The organism is Halopseudomonas oceani (assembly GCF_963677335.1).
In the GTDB taxonomy this organism is placed as follows: Bacteria; Pseudomonadota; Gammaproteobacteria; order Pseudomonadales; family Pseudomonadaceae; genus Halopseudomonas; species Halopseudomonas oceani.
The window spans coordinates 370182-387363 of sequence record NZ_OY781932.1; the positions used below are offsets into that span (position 1 = coordinate 370182).

The 17182-nt window shown below is 63.6% G+C and carries 14 protein-coding genes; 6 read left to right on the plus strand and 8 right to left on the minus strand.

Translation table 11 applies throughout. The features are described 5' to 3' along the window. Positions 1 to 98 precede the first annotated feature (98 nt). On the plus strand, positions 99 to 2450 hold the full coding sequence (locus tag ACKPCU_RS01670) for a phosphoketolase family protein (protein WP_321349359.1): 2352 nt from the start codon (positions 99 to 101) through the stop codon (positions 2448 to 2450). On the opposite strand, the gene ACKPCU_RS01675 is transcribed toward ACKPCU_RS01670, so the two are convergent. After that, the gene (locus ACKPCU_RS01675) at positions 2439 to 5123 is read right to left on the minus strand and encodes a cation-translocating P-type ATPase (protein ID WP_321349361.1); all 2685 of its coding nucleotides are present in this window, start codon (positions 5121 to 5123) and stop codon (positions 2439 to 2441) included. The genes ACKPCU_RS01670 and ACKPCU_RS01675 overlap by 12 nt on opposite strands. 13 nt (positions 5124 to 5136) lie before the next feature. After that, on the minus strand, positions 5137 to 6540 hold the full coding sequence (locus ACKPCU_RS01680; protein ID WP_321349363.1) for an MBL fold metallo-hydrolase: 1404 nt from the start codon (positions 6538 to 6540) through the stop codon (positions 5137 to 5139). Between the two features lie 145 nt (positions 6541 to 6685). Between ACKPCU_RS01680 and ACKPCU_RS01685 the strand changes: the two genes are divergently transcribed. After that, a complete protein-coding gene (locus tag ACKPCU_RS01685) occupies positions 6686 to 7063 on the plus strand; it encodes a carboxymuconolactone decarboxylase family protein (protein WP_321349365.1) in 378 nt (125 codons plus the stop codon). 11 nt (positions 7064 to 7074) lie between these two features. Here ACKPCU_RS01685 and ACKPCU_RS01690 read toward each other — a convergent pair whose 3' ends face one another. Then, positions 7075 to 7446 (minus strand): glutaredoxin family protein, encoded by a 372-nt coding sequence (locus ACKPCU_RS01690; RefSeq protein ID WP_104739151.1) that lies wholly within the window; start codon positions 7444 to 7446, stop codon positions 7075 to 7077. A gap of 125 nt (positions 7447 to 7571) precedes the next feature. Between ACKPCU_RS01690 and ACKPCU_RS01695 the strand changes: the two genes are divergently transcribed. The 3 genes from ACKPCU_RS01695 (at position 7572) to ACKPCU_RS01705 (ending at position 9415) form a co-directional block, all read left to right on the plus strand. Beyond that, positions 7572 to 7805, plus strand: coding sequence for a DUF3820 family protein (locus ACKPCU_RS01695; protein WP_321349369.1), 234 nt, complete (start codon positions 7572 to 7574; stop codon positions 7803 to 7805). Between the two features lie 115 nt (positions 7806 to 7920). After that, positions 7921 to 8520 (plus strand): NAD(P)H:quinone oxidoreductase, encoded by a 600-nt coding sequence (gene wrbA, locus ACKPCU_RS01700; protein WP_321349371.1) that lies wholly within the window; start codon positions 7921 to 7923, stop codon positions 8518 to 8520. Positions 8521 to 8620: 100 nt separating this feature from the next. Further along, positions 8621 to 9415: an SDR family NAD(P)-dependent oxidoreductase gene (locus tag ACKPCU_RS01705; protein WP_321349373.1), complete on the plus strand. Its 795-nt coding sequence runs from the start codon at positions 8621 to 8623 to the stop codon at positions 9413 to 9415. Between the two features lie 14 nt (positions 9416 to 9429). On the opposite strand, the gene ACKPCU_RS01710 is transcribed toward ACKPCU_RS01705, so the two are convergent. Continuing rightward, positions 9430 to 9993, minus strand: a complete 564-nt coding sequence (locus ACKPCU_RS01710; protein WP_321349375.1) for a TetR/AcrR family transcriptional regulator — start codon at positions 9991 to 9993, stop codon at positions 9430 to 9432. A gap of 87 nt (positions 9994 to 10080) precedes the next feature. On the opposite strand from ACKPCU_RS01710, the gene ACKPCU_RS01715 reads away from it, so the two are divergent. Further along, on the plus strand, positions 10081 to 10581 hold the full coding sequence (locus ACKPCU_RS01715) for an HPP family protein (RefSeq protein ID WP_321349377.1): 501 nt from the start codon (positions 10081 to 10083) through the stop codon (positions 10579 to 10581). Positions 10582 to 10968: 387 nt separating this feature from the next. On the opposite strand, the gene ACKPCU_RS01720 is transcribed toward ACKPCU_RS01715, so the two are convergent. From ACKPCU_RS01720 to ACKPCU_RS01735, 4 genes are all read right to left on the minus strand, one after another. After that, entirely contained in the window at positions 10969 to 11532 is a 564-nt protein-coding gene (locus tag ACKPCU_RS01720; protein WP_321349379.1) for a TetR/AcrR family transcriptional regulator, read from the minus strand. Positions 11533 to 11565: 33 nt separating this feature from the next. Next, a complete protein-coding gene (locus ACKPCU_RS01725; RefSeq protein WP_321349381.1) occupies positions 11566 to 14664 on the minus strand; it encodes an efflux RND transporter permease subunit in 3099 nt (1032 codons plus the stop codon). Position 14665: 1 nt separating this feature from the next. After that, positions 14666 to 15778, minus strand: coding sequence for an efflux RND transporter periplasmic adaptor subunit (locus tag ACKPCU_RS01730; RefSeq protein ID WP_321349384.1), 1113 nt, complete (start codon positions 15776 to 15778; stop codon positions 14666 to 14668). 97 nt (positions 15779 to 15875) lie between these two features. Then, entirely contained in the window at positions 15876 to 17006 is a 1131-nt protein-coding gene (locus ACKPCU_RS01735) for a thiolase family protein (RefSeq protein ID WP_321349387.1), read from the minus strand. Positions 17007 to 17182: the final 176 nt, after the last annotated feature.

The window sequence follows — 17182 nt, forward strand, 5'->3', positions numbered from 1 at the left end:
TGTACTACGACCGTCGCCCGGCCAAACCCTGATCCAACGCAAGGCGTCTGCGCAGATCTCTGCTACCTTGGCATCAATACAGAGCAAGAGGACCCGGCATGACCGACATGTTGCACGACTGGAGCCAGGGTTACGGCGTCATCAGTCACGATTTTTTGACCCGCAACCGCATCAGCGACCTGCTCACAGAGCTGGCCGCCGAAGGCACTTGTACGCCCACGCAGGCAGTGGATCTGCTTAAGGCGGCTGACCGCCTGTGCAACGCGGCGATGCGCCAGGTAGCGCACATGACCTATGCCCGTCAGGTCTATCTGGATGGCCGTCCGCTCGACCAGAGCGATTTCAAGCCAACGCCGGAAGGCCACACCGGCGGGGCGTTGAACATGGTGCCGGCCTACGTCGGCTATCTGCTCGCCAACGCGCTGACCGGAACCACCCGCAGCTGGCTGATGGGGCAGGGGCACTGTGTTGCAGCGATCGACGCGGTCAACGTGCTGATGGGCAATACCGAAGCGGCGCAGGCCGAACGCTACCCACTCAGTGACGCCGGACTCAGTCAGCTCTGCCAGGACTTCTACAGCTATGCCATCGACGCCGAAGGCCGCCCGGCGGTGCCGCTCGGCAGCCACGTCAATCCGCACACCGGCGGCGGTATCAGCGAGGGCGGCTACCTTGGCTTTGCCGGCCTGCAGTACGTGCACATGCCGCTGCCCGGCCAGGAACTGGTCACCTTTCTCAGCGACGGCGCGTTTGAGGAGCAACGCGGCAGCGACTGGGCACCGCGCTGGTGGCGCGGCGAGGACAGCGGGCTGGTGATGCCGATCATGATCGCCAACGGCCGGCGTATCGACCAGCGCTCGACCATGGCCCAGGTTGGCGGCGTCGACTGGCTACGCGAACACCTGACACTCAACGGCTTCGATCCGGTCGACATCGACGGCCGCGATCCGGCTGCCTTTGCCTGGGCAATCATCAGCATGGCCCGCGACCTGCGCAACGCGCACCAGGCGATTACCAATGGCGACGCCGAATACCCGGTACGCCTGCCCTACGCCATTGCCGAAACGGTCAAGGGCTTCGGCTTCCCCGGCGCGGGCACCAACGCTGCCCACAACCTGCCGCTGGTCGATAACCCCGCCGTCAACGAGGCCGCCCGCGAGCGCTTCAACCAGGGTATTGCCGCGCTGCACGTCGACGAGCACGCACTGCGCTCAGCGATCGCTACGCTGCGCAACCACACGCAGCAGCAACGCCCGCAGGAAAAGGATCATCCACTGGCTCAGATTCGGGTCGCAACACCGGCGTTGCCGGAGATCGGTATCGAACAACCCGATTCACCGATGGCGGCCATCGACCACTGGTTCTGTGCCCTGACCCGGGCCAACCCGCAGCTGCGGGTGCGTATCGGCAACCCGGATGAAATCCGCAGCAACCGTATGAACCAGACCCTTGACCTGCTGCTGCACCGGGTCACCGCGGCCGAAGACGGCGTCGCCGAAGGCCTTCAGGGCAGCGTGATTACCGCCCTGAACGAGGAAGCGATAGTCTCCGCCGCGCTGGCCAACCGCCAAGGCCTCAACCTGGCGGTCAGCTACGAAGCCTTTGCCGTCAAGATGCTCGGCGCCATGCGTCAGGAGCTGATCTTCAGCCGCCACGCTCGTGAACTGGGGCGCGCGCCGGGCTGGCTGAGCGTGCCGGTCATCGCCACCTCGCACACGTGGGAAAACGGCAAGAACGAGCAGTCCCATCAGGACCCGACCCTGTGCGACGCCTGGCTGCAGGAAATGAGCGACAGCGCCCCGGTCTACTTCCCGGTCGACAGCCACAGCGCCATCGCGGTGATGCGCAAGGTCTACGCCAGCCACGGCAAGGTGGCACTGATCGTCGCACCGAAAAACCCGGTCGATGCCTGCCTCACCGTGCCCGAGGCCGACGCCGCAGCCGAAACCGGCTTTGCCGTGCTGAATGCCGACCCGGGCGCCGAGCTGCAACTGCTGGCCGTTGGTGCCTACCAGCTGCAGGCGGTGCGGCGCGCTGCCCAGCACCTGCGCTACCACGGCATACCCTGCAGCGAGGTGGCAATTATCGAGCCGGGGCTGTTGCGTGAAGGACGTGACGCCATGGAGCAGGCGGTGGTGCACAGCGACGCCGAGCTGGCCCGCCAGATCCCGGCCGCCCGCTGTCGGCTGTTCGTTTGCCACGGCCACGCCGAGGTCATGACCGGCGTGCTGCGCCGTCTCGACACCGGCCCACGCACCAGCCGCTTCCTCGGCTACCGCAACCGCGGCGGCACGCTGGACACCTTCGGCATGCAGTTCGCCAACCAGCAAAGCTGGGCGCATCTGGTCGCCGAGGCGGCACAGCTACTGAATCGCCCGCTGGACGACCTGCTGGGCAAGGCCGAACAGGCCGTGCTCAAGGGCGAAGGCGACCCGCGCCTACTGCAGTGAGTGACGCGCCGCCTGCCAGCGGCGCAACGCCTTCTCCAGCTCAACCACGACGAAGATCGACAGAGCCACCGCTGTCAGTCGCAGCCAGTCTGCCGCTGACAGTGGTGCCAGCCCGAACAGCTGCTGCGACCAGGGTGTGTAGGTATATGCCAACTGCAGCAGCAAGACACCAATGATCGCAAGGCCCATCGGACCAGCTCGGCGGAAAATGGCCTTCGACAGCACCGAGGCGTCGAGAAAACGGCAATTAACCAGATAGACCGCTTCGATCATCACCAGCGTATTGAGCGCAACCGTGCGTGCCAGCTCGACCGATGCGCCGTGGCTCAGGTAATCACTGAACTGCCAGAACACCAGCAACGCCGCCCAGACCGACACCAGCGCTGCCCGGCCCGCCAGCGCTGCCCCGATCAGACTTTGTCCAGCTGGCCTTGGCGGGCGCGCCATCACGCCGGGTTCAGGCGGCTCAAAGGCCAGCGCCAGCGCCAGCGTGACGGTGGTTACCATGTTGATCCAGAGGATCTGCGCCGGGGTGATCGGCAGCGTCCAGCCAAGCAGAATCGCCAGGATGATCACCGTCGCTTCGGCCAGGCTGGTCGGCAAGATATAGAGGATCGATTTGACCACGTTGTCGTACACGGTCCGCCCTTCGGCTACCGCATGGGCGATGGTGCTGAAGTTGTCGTCGGTCAGCACCATGTCACCCGCTTCGCGCGCCGCATCGGTGCCCTTGCCGCCCATGGCGATGCCGATGTTGGCCTGACGCAGCGCCGGTGCATCATTGACTCCGTCACCGGTCATCGCTACCACCCGGCCCTGGCGCTGCAGCGCCTCGACCAGCTGCAGCTTGTTGGTCGGGCTGGTGCGGGCAAAGATATCGACGCTCACCGCAGCCTCATCCAGCCCGTTCCGATCAAGCTGATCCAGCTCGGCACCGGTCATCACCCGCTGCACGTTCAACCCCAGCTCGGCGCCAATCGCCGCGGCGGTTACCGGGTTATCGCCGGTGATCATCTTCACTCGAATACCCGCCTGGTGGCAGCGGGCAATACTGGCGATAGCTTCCGGCCGGGGCGGATCACTGATGCCGACCAGCGCCAGCAGACACAAACCCTGTTCGACCAAAGCGTGGTCTGCGTGACTATCCACCGGCAAACGACGCTCGGCCAGCGCCATGACGCGCATGCCATCGGCGCCAAGACGCTGCAATTCAGCCTGCCAGCGCGACAGCTCCAGCGGCTCCGAGCCATTGATCCCGAACTGGGTATCGCAGCAGCCAATCAGTCGATCCGGCGCGCCCTTGACCGCCAGCAGCGCGACACCGTCGGTGTCCGAACGGTGCAGCGTGGCCATATAGCGGCGCTCGCTTTCGAACGGCAGCTCCTCCACCCGCGGCCAGCGCTCCAGCAGTTCACTCGCATTCGCCAGCGCCTTGCGCGCCAATACCAGCAGGGCACCCTCGGTCGGGTCACCGTGCAGCAGCCATTGACCATTCTCATGCGACAGGCTGGCGTCATTGCACAGCAGCGCCACCCGCGCGGCCGCAATCAGGGCGGCGTCAGCCTCCGGTGCCATATTGCCCTGCGGGTTGTAGCCATCACCGTCGATCCGATGCAGCTGAACCGCCGTCACACATTGGCGGGCAGTCATGGCATTGGCCGTCAGGGTGCCGGTCTTGTCGGAACAGATGACGTCAACCGAGCCCAGCACTTCCACACTGGGCAACCGGCGGACTAGCGCCTGCTGCCGCGCCATGCGCTGCACGCCGATGGCCAGCGCAATGGTGACAATCGCTGGTAGCCCTTCGGGAATGGTTGCCACGGCGATACCGATGGCGGCCTGTAGCATGTCGTCCAGCGCCAACCCGCGCAGCAGGTTACCGATCAACAGGGTCAGCAGCGCGATGACCACGGTAAGGATGCTCAGCTGACGGGCAAAGCGAGTGAGCTGAACCTGCAGCGGGGTATCGGTCAGGCTGACTTGTCGAGTCAATTCACTGATGCGGCCGATCTCGGTCTGCGCGGCGGTGCGGCAAACCAGCCCGCGCGCGACCCCGGCGGTCACCAGTGTCCCCATGAACGCCATACCGCATTGCTCAGCCAGCGGAACGTCTGCCGCGTCGGCCTTAAGGTGCTTGCGAACCGCTACCGATTCACCGGTCAGCATCGACTCGTCGCAGGCCAGATCCTTGAGCTGCAGCAAGCGCAGGTCTGCCGGCACCTTGTCGCCAGCCTGCAGGCTGACCACATCACCCGGCACCAGCTCGCTGCTGTCGACCGTGCGCAACTGACCGTCGCGCCAGACCAGCGAGCGGGTGCGGGTCATGCCGAGAATGGCCTGCAGAGCAGCGGATGCCTTGCCTTCCTGAACGAAGCCGACCAGCGCGTTGATCAACACCACGCCAAAGATCACCCCGGCATCGACCCGATGGCCCATCAGCAAGCTGATCACGCCGCTGACCAGTAGCACGTAGATCAGGGTGTTCTGAAACTGGCGGGCAAAACGCCGCCACGCCGGCTCCGGCGGCGCTGGGGGCAGGGCGTTGGGCCCGAACTGCTGAAGCCGCATGGCCGCCTCGGCTTCAGTCAGGCCCTGTTCGCTGCCGCCCAGTTGCTCCAGCGCCTGATGCCCCTCAAGCGTATGCCAATCAACCGGCGATCCCTGCTCAGGCACGACCTATCTCCATTCAGAACGCCATAGATTGGCCGGGGGTCGGGATCATGGCCTCAATCTGATGCTCATCCCACAACCGCTTGGCCAGCGCGTCCAGGGCATCGGCTTCGCCGTGCACCAGCACCACCCTGGGGTTATTTTCAAAATGACTGACCCAGTCCACCAGTCCGGTCTGGCCGGCGTGCGCGGAGAAACCACCGAGGGTCTCGATCTGCGCCCGCACCAGATACTCCTCGCGGAACAGTTTGATGCGCTTGACCCCGTCGATGAGGATGCGACCCAGCGTGTTACGCGCCTGATAGCCGACAAACACAATGGTATTGCGCTCATCCCAGATGCGCTGCTTGAAGTGGTGACGAATCCGCCCGCCGGTACACATGCCACTGCCGGCGATGATCAGCGCGCCGCGCTTGATCTTGTTGATCATCATCGATTCGTCGGTGCTGGGCGTCAGCTGCAGACGCGGCAGGAAGTCACGCAGCAGGGTCTGATCGCCGCTGCACAGGCCCTTAGCGCCCTCACAGTCCAACTGACCGAGCCAGCGATCGTACAGCCGGGTGACCTCGATCGCCATCGGGCTGTCGAGAAACACCTGCCAGTTATCCAGCTTGCCCTGCTCATGCAACTGGCCAAGATAGAACAGCAGTTCCTGGGTACGGCCGACCGCAAAGGCGGGAATCATGACGTTACCACCGCGCTCCCAGGCTTCACTGAGAACCTGCTCGAACTGCTCCAGCGTATTGCCCAGGGTGCGGTGGTCACGGTCACCATAGGTGCCTTCCATCATCACCACGTCAGCGCAGGTCAGGACCTCAGGGTCAAACAGCAGCACGCTGTCCTTCTTACCCAGATCGCCGGAGAACACCAGCCGTTTTTCCCGGCCCTGCTCCTGCAAAGTCAGCTCGACAATCGCCGAACCCAGAATATGGCCGGCGTCATGGAAGGTAACGCTTCCCGCCTCTCCAATCGCAAACGGCTGGTGATAGCGCTGCGGCGAGCATTGCTTGAACACCCGTTCGACATCGGCACGGGTGTAGGCCGGTTGCAACTCAGGCGAACCACGGCGGGAACGACGCAGATTCTCGCGCTCCAGATCGCGCTCGTAGAGGCCGGCCGCATCATTGAGCATCACCTGCAGCAGATCGGCAGTGGCGCGCGTGCAGTAGATCGGCCCGCGGAACCCCTCACTGACCAGCTTGGGCAGCAGGCCGGAGTGATCGATGTGCGCGTGGGACAGAATCACCGCGTCGATCTCGGCGGGCTTGAAGGCAAAGCGCTCCTCCTGCAAACGGTCGACCGCATCGCCACCCTGATGCATGCCACAGTCCAGCAGAACCTTGCCTACCGCCGGAGAACTCAACAAATGACAGGACCCCGTCACCTCCTGCGCCGCGCCCAGAAACCGAATACTCGCCATGCAGACCACTCCCACTGTTCGAATTTGCAGATACCACTCTGACACAGTTTGCCCGCGACTGCTGCCTGCTGCGCTGACCTGAATCAGCGTTCCCCACCTCGGGCTGATAAACTGCCGCGATCAGCCATTAGGAGCCAGACAAAATATGAGCAACAGCAAGCCGGAAGGCGTACAGGTACGCCGGGAAGTCATGGGTGATACCTTCGTTGATCGCGCCCTGAACAACGCCACCGAATTCAGTCAGCCGCTGCAGGAGTTCGTCAACGAACACGCCTGGGGTGGGGTATGGAATCGCGAGGGGCTGGATCGCAAGACCCGCAGCCTGATCACCCTGGCCGCCCTGACCGCACTGAAGTGCCCGCAGGAGCTGAAGGGTCACGTGCGTGGCGCACTGAACAACGGCTGCACGGTCGAGGAGATCCGCGAAGCGCTACTGCACTGCGCGGTCTATGCCGGGGTGCCGGCGGCCATCGACGCCTTCCGCGCGGCGCAGGAAGTCATCGACAGCTATCAGCAAAGCTGAGTAACGCGCCCTCAGGCAGCAGCGAAGCGACCTTCGAGGTACTCGTTGATCGCGTCAGACTCGTACAACCAGCGGGTCTGACCGTCCTCCTCGATGCGCAGACAGGGCACCTTGATCTTTCCCCCCTCGGCCAGCAGGGTCTGGCGGTGCTCGGCATTGCCGGAGGCATCGCGCAGCTCCACTGGCAGATTAAGGCGGCGCAGGGTACGACGGACCTTCACGCAGAACGGGCAACCGTGAAACTGATAAAGCGCCAGCGCCGAGGCCGCGTCATCGACCGCCGCCTGCGCGGCGGGCTCACGCTGCATCGGGCTCGGACGGGTAAGAAAGCTGATGAAGACGACGAGCTGCCCAACAACAACCCGCAGTGCCTTGACGATCATGGCGATGACTCTCTGTAACGGAAAAAGGGGCCACGCAGCATACCCTGTCTACCCCGCCGACCCAACATGACCCGACGAAACCGGACAGGCATAATCGTCCCTGTCACCACCGCCCACGAGTTGCCATGAACCCCGAAGACCTTCTGCTGCTGGTTACCCGCGAAATGCCCTACGGCAAATACAAGGGCCGCCTGCTCGCCGACCTGCCCGGCCACTACCTCAACTGGTTCGCCCGCGAGGGCTTTCCCAAGGGTGAGGTTGGCCGCCTGCTGCAACTGATGCAGGAGATCGACCACAACGGCCTCAAGCCGCTGCTGGACCCGCTGCGTCAGGGGCCGCGCCGAAATTATCAGGATTGACCGGCAACTTCGTCTGAACTTGCCTTGTACATCATGCTCTATGCTTTGAGACGCGCAGGCCGAGGCCAACACAGGCCTGCGGCGGCGCTTTTTCAACCACTGTAGGAGTATTCCGATGGCCAAGATGCTGGTGTTGTATCACTCGATGTACGGACACGTTGAAACCCTTGCACAGGTTGTCGCCGAGGGCGCGCGGCAGGTTCCGGGGGTTGAGGTCACCATCAAGCGTGTGCCGGAAACCATGCCCGATGACGCCTTCAAGGCAGCCGGCGGCAAGGTTGATCAAACCGCTGACGTTGCCAGCCCGGGCGAGCTGGCCGACTACGATGCCATCGTCGTGGGCACGCCGACCCGCTTCGGCAACATGTCCAGCCAGATGCGTACCTTCTTCGATCAGACGGGCGGCCTGTGGGCCAAGGGCGCGCTGCACGGCAAGATCGCCAGCGTGTTTACCTCCACCGGCACCGGCGGCGGCCAGGAAATGACCATCACCTCCACCTGGACCACCCTGGCACACCACGGCATGGTCATCGTGCCCATCGGCTACGGCACCAAGGAACTGGCCGATATCGAACACGGCAAGGGCGGCACCCCGTACGGCGCATCGACCATCGCCGGCGGTGATGGCTCCCGTCAGCCAGATGCCCGCGAGCGCGCCATCGCCCGTTACCAGGGCAAGCACGTCGCCGGGCTCACCCAAAAGCTGTTTGGCTGAAACCACCAGCAACCGCTGGTCGGCGTGCACCAAGGCCAATTGAATTATGGTTATCATGCTAATAACATGACAATCATAATTCAAAGCCAGGAGTACGACCATGAAAGCCTCCACTCATGCCCAGACCGCGCTGATCACCGGCGCCTCCAGCGGTATCGGTGCGACCTACGCCCGCCGCCTGGCCGCCCGCGGCTATAACCTGCTGCTGGTCGCCCGCAACGAAACACGTCTGCGGCAGCTCGCGGATGAGCTTACTGCCGCGCACGAGGTGCGCGTCGATCTGCTCAGCGCCGACCTGGAACAACACGCCGACATCGAAAACGTCGCCGCCAGGCTGCGCAGCGATGAGCAGATTACCCTGCTGGTCAACAGTGCCGGCATCGCCCTGAATGGCAGCCTGGCCGAGGCCGACCTGGACAGCACCCACAGCCTGTTGCAGATCAATCTACTGGCGCTAACCATGCTCGCTAGCGCTGCTGCGGTACGCTTCAGTCTTGGCGGCGGCGGCGCGATCATCAATATCGGCTCGGTGGTGTCGCTGCTGCCGGAGCGCTTCAACGCCATCTACAGCGCCAGTAAGGCCTACGTGCTGAGCCTGAGCCAGAGCATGCACGCCGAGTTGGCAAGCCACGGTGTGCAGGTTCAGGTGGTGTTGCCCGGAGTGACCCGCACCGAGATCTTCGAGCGCTCTGGCAGCTCGCTGGCACAGATCCCACCCAGCATGGTGATGGAGGCGGGTGATCTGGTCGATGCCGCGCTGCGCGGTTTTGATCAGGGCGAACTGGTGACCATTCCCTCCCTGCCGGACAGCAGCGCATGGCACGCGCTGACCCAGGCACGGTTGCAGCTGGCGCCCAACCTGTCGCACAACCAGCCTGCGGCCCGCTACCATTGAGTCGAGCCGCAGCGCTAATCACGTCGCAGGCTCGCCGACCAGATAACCTGCGCGGCAGCCTGTGCACCATCAACCAGGGCAACTCGCTGCGCCTGCTGCACCTGACTGCCGACGATCAGCCCCTCACCAATCAGAAACAACTGGGTAGACACCACCTCTGGCTGTCGCGCGCCGGCACTGGCGCACAGGCTCAGCAGGTATTCCTGCACCTCCCGCTTGTGGCCTGCCGCCTGCTGATGCGGAGCGCTGTCGGACTGCGCGAACTCCGCCGTTGCGTTGATAAACGCACAGCCGCAGAAGTCGTCTTCCTGAACCCAGTTGGCAATGAAATCGATATAGGCCAGCGGCCGCTGTGCAGCGCCGGCCCGGTCAACGAACGTGCGCATCCGGGTCATGAACTGCTCATGGCGCAGCGCCAGGGCCGCATCGATCAGCACGTCCTTGCTCGGATAATGCCGATACAGGGTCTTCTTGGTGACACCTGCCTCACGGCTGAGCAGCTCAACCCCGGTCGCATGAAAACCATTGCGGTAAAACAACTGCAGCGAAGAGGCAACGATATGTTGGGCTATGTCCATTAAGTATACCGATCGGTTGACTGAAAGACACTGATCGGTATACTAGCCCGAAATCGCTTCCTTTTCACTCTTTGTCAGGATGTCCCCATGTCAATCCGCCGCTTGCTGCACTCTGATGCCCCGCCCGCGCCGCCGCTGAAATTCGTTCTGCTGTCGTCGCTTGGCGCCCTCATCGCGATTGCCATCACTGGCGGGCTGAGCGTGCTATCCGGCATTCCGTGGTTGATGGCACCATTCGGGGCTAGCTGTGTGCTGGCGTTTGGCGTACCGGATTCGCCGCTGGCGCAACCGCGCGCCATTGTCGGCGGCCATCTGGTGGCGACCGCGGTCGGCCTGGCGGTCGTCACCTTACTCGGCGACAGCTGGCTGGCCTGCGCGGTCGGCGTTGCGCTGGCGCTGGCGGTCATGCAGGTCACCCGCACCGTGCATGCGCCAGCCGGCGCTGACCCACTAGTGGTGATCATGGCTCACGCGCCGCTGAGTTATCTGGTGTCTCCGGTGCTGGTCGGCTCGCTGGTTATCGTGCTGACCGCCTGGGCGGTCAATAATCTGCGTAGCCCGCGGAGTTATCCGAAGTATTGGTTGTGAGGCATGACTGAGCGCTTCCTTTCCTGTGCCGCCGCCAAATCCGCCTTTCGCCTTTTACGGCGAGCCAAGGGGGGCTGCTTGCCCAGCCCCCCTTAGCGATCCCCCTGGGCACCCGGCTACGCGGCCCTTCGGGTTCGCTGCGTTGCTCGGTTTATCGGGGAGTCGCAGAACTCGTCGCTCCGCTCCTCAGACATGCTGCGACTCTTTTTCCCGATAAATCTGCGCTACTCGCCCGCGTAAACGGGACTGGATTCTGTGCACACTCCACCATCAGAGCATTTGGCAGTCTGCCCACGCAGTCGCGTGTTTAGCGTTACTCGGACAGTTAGTTGAAAAAGCAAAAAGCCCCGCTATTGCCAGCGGGGCTTTTCATTTAGCACCTACGAATCAAGCCGACTCAGTCAGCGCCTTCAGCTGCTCACGAGTGCTCTGTAGCAGCTCGGCAGACAGGGCTTCATCCTTGACGCTGCGCGACAGCAGCAGCGCGCCGACCATCGCCGAGAGCACCAGCATGGCCTGTGCACGGCTGTCGTCGCCTTCCAGTTTGCTGGCGATATTGTCCAGCCGGTCTTCCACCACCTCGTCGGTAATCTCACTCTGCTGGCCGCGCTGGCCCAGTTCGGCAGAGATGGTCGGCAGCGGGCAGCCTTGCTCGGGGTTCGCCCGATGCCCGTCAGACAGGTAAGTATCGAGCAGCGCCGCGAGCGGTACGTCCGGCCCGGTGTGCATCGCCAGCGAGGTCTTCAGGTTGTCGACCGCGTGGCGCAGGGCCTTTTCCACCAATTCGTCCTTGGATTTGAAATGCGCGTAGAAGCCACCGTGGGTCAGGCCCAGCGCCTTCATCAACGGTTGCAGGCCAGTCGCGCCAACGCCATCACGGCGGAACCGGCGGGCCGCCTCATCGAGAATCAGCTGATGGGTTCTGGCCTTGTGGTCTTCTGAATAGCGCATGACGCCTCCTAACATTGAATGCCGGTCATAATCTTACACCGATTGACCGGCGCTCGCCTCTGTCGGTTCCAACTCAGCCGACGAACGCGCTTTGCGCTCCAGCACCAGTGCACAGAGCGCGGGCAGGAACAGCAGCGTCAGCAGGGTGCCCATGGTTACCCCGCCAATCAGCACAAAGGCCAGCGACGACCAAAATACCGAGAAGGTCAGCGGAATAAACGCCAGCGCCGCAGCCAGAGCAGTGAGCACCACCGGCCGGGCACGACGCACCGTCGCCTCGATAATGGCCTCGCGGATCGCCATGCCCGCGTGCTGGTTCTGCTGGATCTGGTCGGTAAAAATCAGCGTATTGCGCATCAGGATGCCGCCAATGCCGATCAGCGCCAGAATCGCGTTGAAGCCAAACGGCTGGTTGAACAGCAGCAACGCCGGCACCGCGCCGATCAGCCCCAGCGGCGCGGTGGCGAAGACCATGAACATCAGCCCAAACGAGCGCACCTGGAACATGATCACCACCAGCATCAGCAGGATCATGATCGGGAACAGCACCGCCAGCGCCTTGTTGGCAATCGCACTTTCCTCCACCGGGCCACCGATGGTGATGTGGTAGCCAGCCGGCAGTGTATCTACCAGATCGGCCAGGTCGCGGTAGGCCGCCATGGCCGCATCGGGTGGCTGGGTGCCGGCAACGATATCGGCGCGCACCTCGAAGGTCAGTTCGCGGTCACGGCGGCGCAGAATCGGGTCTTCCATGACCGGCTGGAAGCTACCAACCTGGCGCAACGGAATCGCCTGACCGGCATCGTTGGTGATGGTCAGATCCTCGATGCGACCCAGATTCTGCCGCTGCGCATCGACCGCGCGCACCACCACCGATACCGTGCGGGTGCCCTCACGCACCTCGGTAATCGGGTTGCCGGAGAGCAGGGCGTTGACCTGTGATTTGACCTGCGCCGGGGTAAAGCCAAGCAGACGCAGACGGTCCTGATCCAGCTGCAGACGGTAGCTGCTGGCCTTCTCGCCCCAATCGATAAAGGTGTCGCGGGTCAGCGGATTGGCCTCAACCCGGGCGCGCACCTGATCAGCAATCGTGCGCAGCGGCCCCAGTTCGGGCCCGCTGACCCGGAACACCACCGGGAAGGGCACCGGCGGCCCGAACACCAGCTGGGTCACCCGCACCCGCGCTTCCGGAAACTCGCCGGCGCTCACCCGCTCGCGCAGCCGGGCAATCAGCGCATCACGGGTGTGCGCATCGGTAGTCTGCACGATCAGCTTGGCGAAGGCTGCATCCGGCAGCTCGGGGTTGAGCGAGAGGAAGAAGCGCGGCGCGCCGCCCCCCACGTAGGAGTCAACCATCAGCGTCTGCGGTTCGGCCATGATCGCCTGCTCGACCCGATCCACCACCGCCTCGGTGTTCTTGAACGCGGTGCCCGGCGGCATGTAAACCTCGACGATCACCTCGGAGCGGTCGGAGTTGGGGAAGAACTGCTTGTTCACCACCTTCATGCCCATCACGCAGAGTACGAACGCTGCCAGCACCAGGCCAGTAACCAACCAGCGATGCCGCACGCAGAACAGCACGGTGGAACGCAGACGCTGGTAGAACGGGCCATCGTAAAGCGCGTCATGCCCACCCGGCTTGGCGGCAATGTTCGGCAGCATCTTCACCCCGAGGTAGGGCGTGAACACCACTGCCACCACCCAGGACGCAATCAGCGCAAAGCCGACGATCCAGAAGATATTGCCGGCGTATTCCCCCGCGCCGGAGCGAGCGAACCCCACCGGCAGAAAGCCGATGATGGTCACCAGCGTGCCGGTCAGCATCGGCGCGGCGGTGGACGACCAGGCGTAGGTTGCCGCACCCAGCCGGTCCATGCCTTCTTCCAGCTTCACCACCATCATCTCAATGGCGATGATGGCATCGTCCACCAGCAGACCGAGCGACAGGATCAGCGCACCGAGGGTGATGCGGTCAAACTCGCGACCGGTCATCATCATCACCACAAACACCACCGCCAGCGTCAGCGGCACCGCAGCAGCCACGACCAGCCCGACCCGGAAGCCGAGCGCCAGCAGGCTGACCAGCATCACTACACCGAGCGCAACGAAGAACTTGAGCATGAATTCGTCAACCGCGTTGCGAATCTTGCTGGCCTGGTCCGACACCTTGGTGAACTCGATACCCAACGGCAGGTTCTGCCGCACCCGCGCTTCTTCCGCCTGCAGCGAACGATCCAGTTCCAGGCCGTTGAAATGCTTCTGCATGACCACGCCGAGCATCAGCGCCGACTCGCCCTGATGGCGGATGCGGTAGCTCGGCGGATCCTCATAGCCTTGGCGCACCTCGGCGACATCAGCGATGCGCAGGACTCGCCCATTGGCGACCACCGGCACATTCTCGATCTGCTCCAGACTGTCGAAGGCCCCGTCGAGACGGATATAGGCCCGCGGCCCCGACGTTTCGACCGATCCGGACGGCGCCACCGCGTTCTGCCGCGCCAGCGCGGCAAAGATCTGCTCCGGCGTCAGCCCCAGGGTTGCCAGCCGCTGATAGGAAAATTCGACGTAAATGCGCTGCGCCTGTTCACCGAGGATGTTGACCTTCTTCACCCCCGGCAGCTGCAGAAAATCCTGGCGCATGCGTTCAGCCAGCTGCACCAGTTGACGGTGCGGCAGTTGCCCGGCTTCCAGTGCGTAAAGAGCGAAATAGACGTCGTTGTATTCGTCGTTGAAGAACGGCCCGGAGACACCATTGGGCAACCTCGCCGCCTCGTCGCTGAGCTTCTTGCGGGTCTGGTAGAACAGCTCGGGCACCAGCGCCGGCGGGGTCGAATTGAGGAACTGCACCTTCATCGACACAAAGCCCGGCTGCGCGGTGGTTTCCACCCGGTCGTAGTAGTCCAGCTCCTGCAGTCGCTTTTCCAGCCGGTCGGCGACCTGCTCCTGCATTTCCCATGCGGTTGCGCCTGGCCAGACGGCGGTAATGGTCATCACCTTGACGGTAAAGGACGGGTCTTCGGCGCGCCCCAGCTTGCCGAAGGCAAAGGCCCCCGAGAGCAAAATTGCGATAATCAGAAACAGCGTCACCGCCGGGTTACGGACCGCCAGCGCAGACAGATTGAAACGGCTCATATCACAGGCTCCGCGCTGCTTCGGTCCCGGCCAGCTGGCCTTCGGGCAACAGTTTCACCGCGTCACCTTCATGCAACAGGTGGGCGCCCAGAGCGACCACCCGCTGCCCGTCTTCCAGACCACCACTCAGCAGGGCAAACTCCTGCCCGAGGCGAGCCACCTCAACCGGGGTAAAGCGTACCCGGTTATCGCCATCAATGACCCAGACGCCGGTGCCGTGCCCCTGATCCAGCAGCGCGCCGAGCGGCACCCGCAGCTGCGGCGTGCTCTGGCTGTCCTGCAGACGAATACTCACCGTCGAGCCGATCGGCAGCGGCTCGCCCGCGGTCTCCAGCACATACCGTGCACGGTAGGTCCGGGTGATCGGGTCAGCCACCGCCGACAGTTCGCGCAGGGTCGCGCCAAGCGGCGTGTCAGGATGCCCGAACAGGAATGCCTGCGCCGTGCCGCTGGCCAGTCCACGCTGGGTTTCCGGGATATTGATCACCGCCTCGCGGGCACCGCTGTGGGCCAGTTGGGCAACCACCTGACCGGCAGCGACCACCTGCCCCTGATCAACCAGCACCTCGGTAATCACACCATCGGCATCGGCGGTCAGCGTCGAATAGCCACGGCGATTTTCTACCTGCGCGGCGTCGGCACGGGCCGAGGCCAGGTTGGCTTCGGCGACGCGCAGCTCGGTTACCAGTTGATCATGCGCCTGACGCGAGACCGCGCCATTATCGGCCAGTTGGCGATAGCGTTTTTCATCACTCTGCAGCTGACGTACCGAGGCTTCGGCCGAACGCACCCGCTGGCGGGCAGCGCGCAGGGCCAGTTCGAAGTCGTCCACATCCAGCACCAGCAAAACATCACCGCGCTTGACCCGGTCGCCGGGATCGACGCGTCGCTCGATCACCTCACCGGCAACCCGAAAGCCCAACTCGCTTTCGGTACGGGCGGCCACGACGCCAGTAAACAGGGCACCATCACTGGTAACCGGATGAACCTCCATCGACAACACCAGCCGCGCCGGCGCCTCGCTGTTGTCGGCTACGGGCGCCGCTTCCTCGCGGCATCCGAGCAATCCACCCAGAATTCCTACCAGCACGGCCAGCTTGGCTGCAGACGTCATGTTCTCTCCCTGCGGGCCAACTACCGGCCCTGTTGTTATCTGAATTCAGACAGGCGTTTAAAAGCGCCGGCGAGGCAGCTAGCTTTTCAACTGCCGGTCAGATTGCTTCCAGCAGCGTCGCTACCCCCTGACCACCGGCAATGCACTGGGTTGCGACCGCGTAACGGCCGCCGGTACGCTTGAGCAGCGCCGCCGCCTTGCCAGTGATGCGCGCACCGGTCGCACCCAGCGGGTGGCCCAGCGCCAGCGCGCCACCGTCCAGGTTGACGCGTTCCAGCGGCATGCCCAGTTCCCGCAAGCAGGCCAGTGACTGGCTGGAAAACGCCTCGTTGATTTCCATCAGGTCGACATCATTGATTGTCAGACCGCCGCGGGCAAGTACTTTACGTGTCGCCTCAACCGGCCCCATCCCCATAATCTCAGGTGCGCAGCCACCCACCGCCGTCGCCTTGATGCGCGCCAGCATCGGCAGATTGTGGCGCCGGGCAAAGTCTTCGGTGCAAACCAGCACGGCGGCGCTGCCGTCGGTCAGCGGCGAGGAAGTACCGGCGGTGACGACCCCGCCAAAGGCCGGTTTCAGGCCAGCCAACGCCTCCATGTTGGTCCCCGGACGAATACAACCGTCTTCACTGACCACCCCATCCGGTGTGGTGACCGGCACGATTTCATCCGCCAGCAGACCCTCGTCACGCGCCTTGGCGGCCTTGCTGTGCGACAGCACCGCCAGCGCATCCTGATCCTCACGGCTTACATCAAAGCGCCGCGCCACTTCCTCGGCGGTATGCCCCATCGCCATATAGACCTCGGGGAACTTCTGCAGCAGGGTCGGATTGGGCGAGGGGGTAAAGCCGCCCATCGGCACCCGGGTCATCGACTCGACCCCGGCGGCGATATAGGCCTCACCGGCGCCGAGCAGCAGTTGCCCGGCGGCAAAGTGGATCGCGGTCATCGACGACCCGCAGAAACGGTTCACCGTCACGCCGCCCAGGGTCTCGGGGAAACCGGCACGAAAGCTGGCAATACGTGCGACGTTGGTGCCTTGCTCACCCTCGGGGTAGGCGCAACCCATGATCACGTCTTCCAGCAGGGTAGGGTCCAGATCCAGCCGCTCGACCAGACCGCGCAGTACCTGAGCGGCGAGGTCGTCAGGGCGCAGGTTGATCAGCCCTCCCTTGCGGGCGAACTGGAAGGGTGAACGCAAATAACCGGCAATCACGATGGAGGTCATGGCAGTGCTCCTTGGAGAAAGAGGGCGCTAGCGCCTTTTGAATTATGATCATAATTTAAATAAATACATTTAAATGTCAATCATAATTTAATGACGCAAAGGGCATGGTTTGCCGACACGTTTTGCGTAGGGTCACGGCATGCCGTGACCGGCAGGAGAGCTAAACGCTTGTCGCT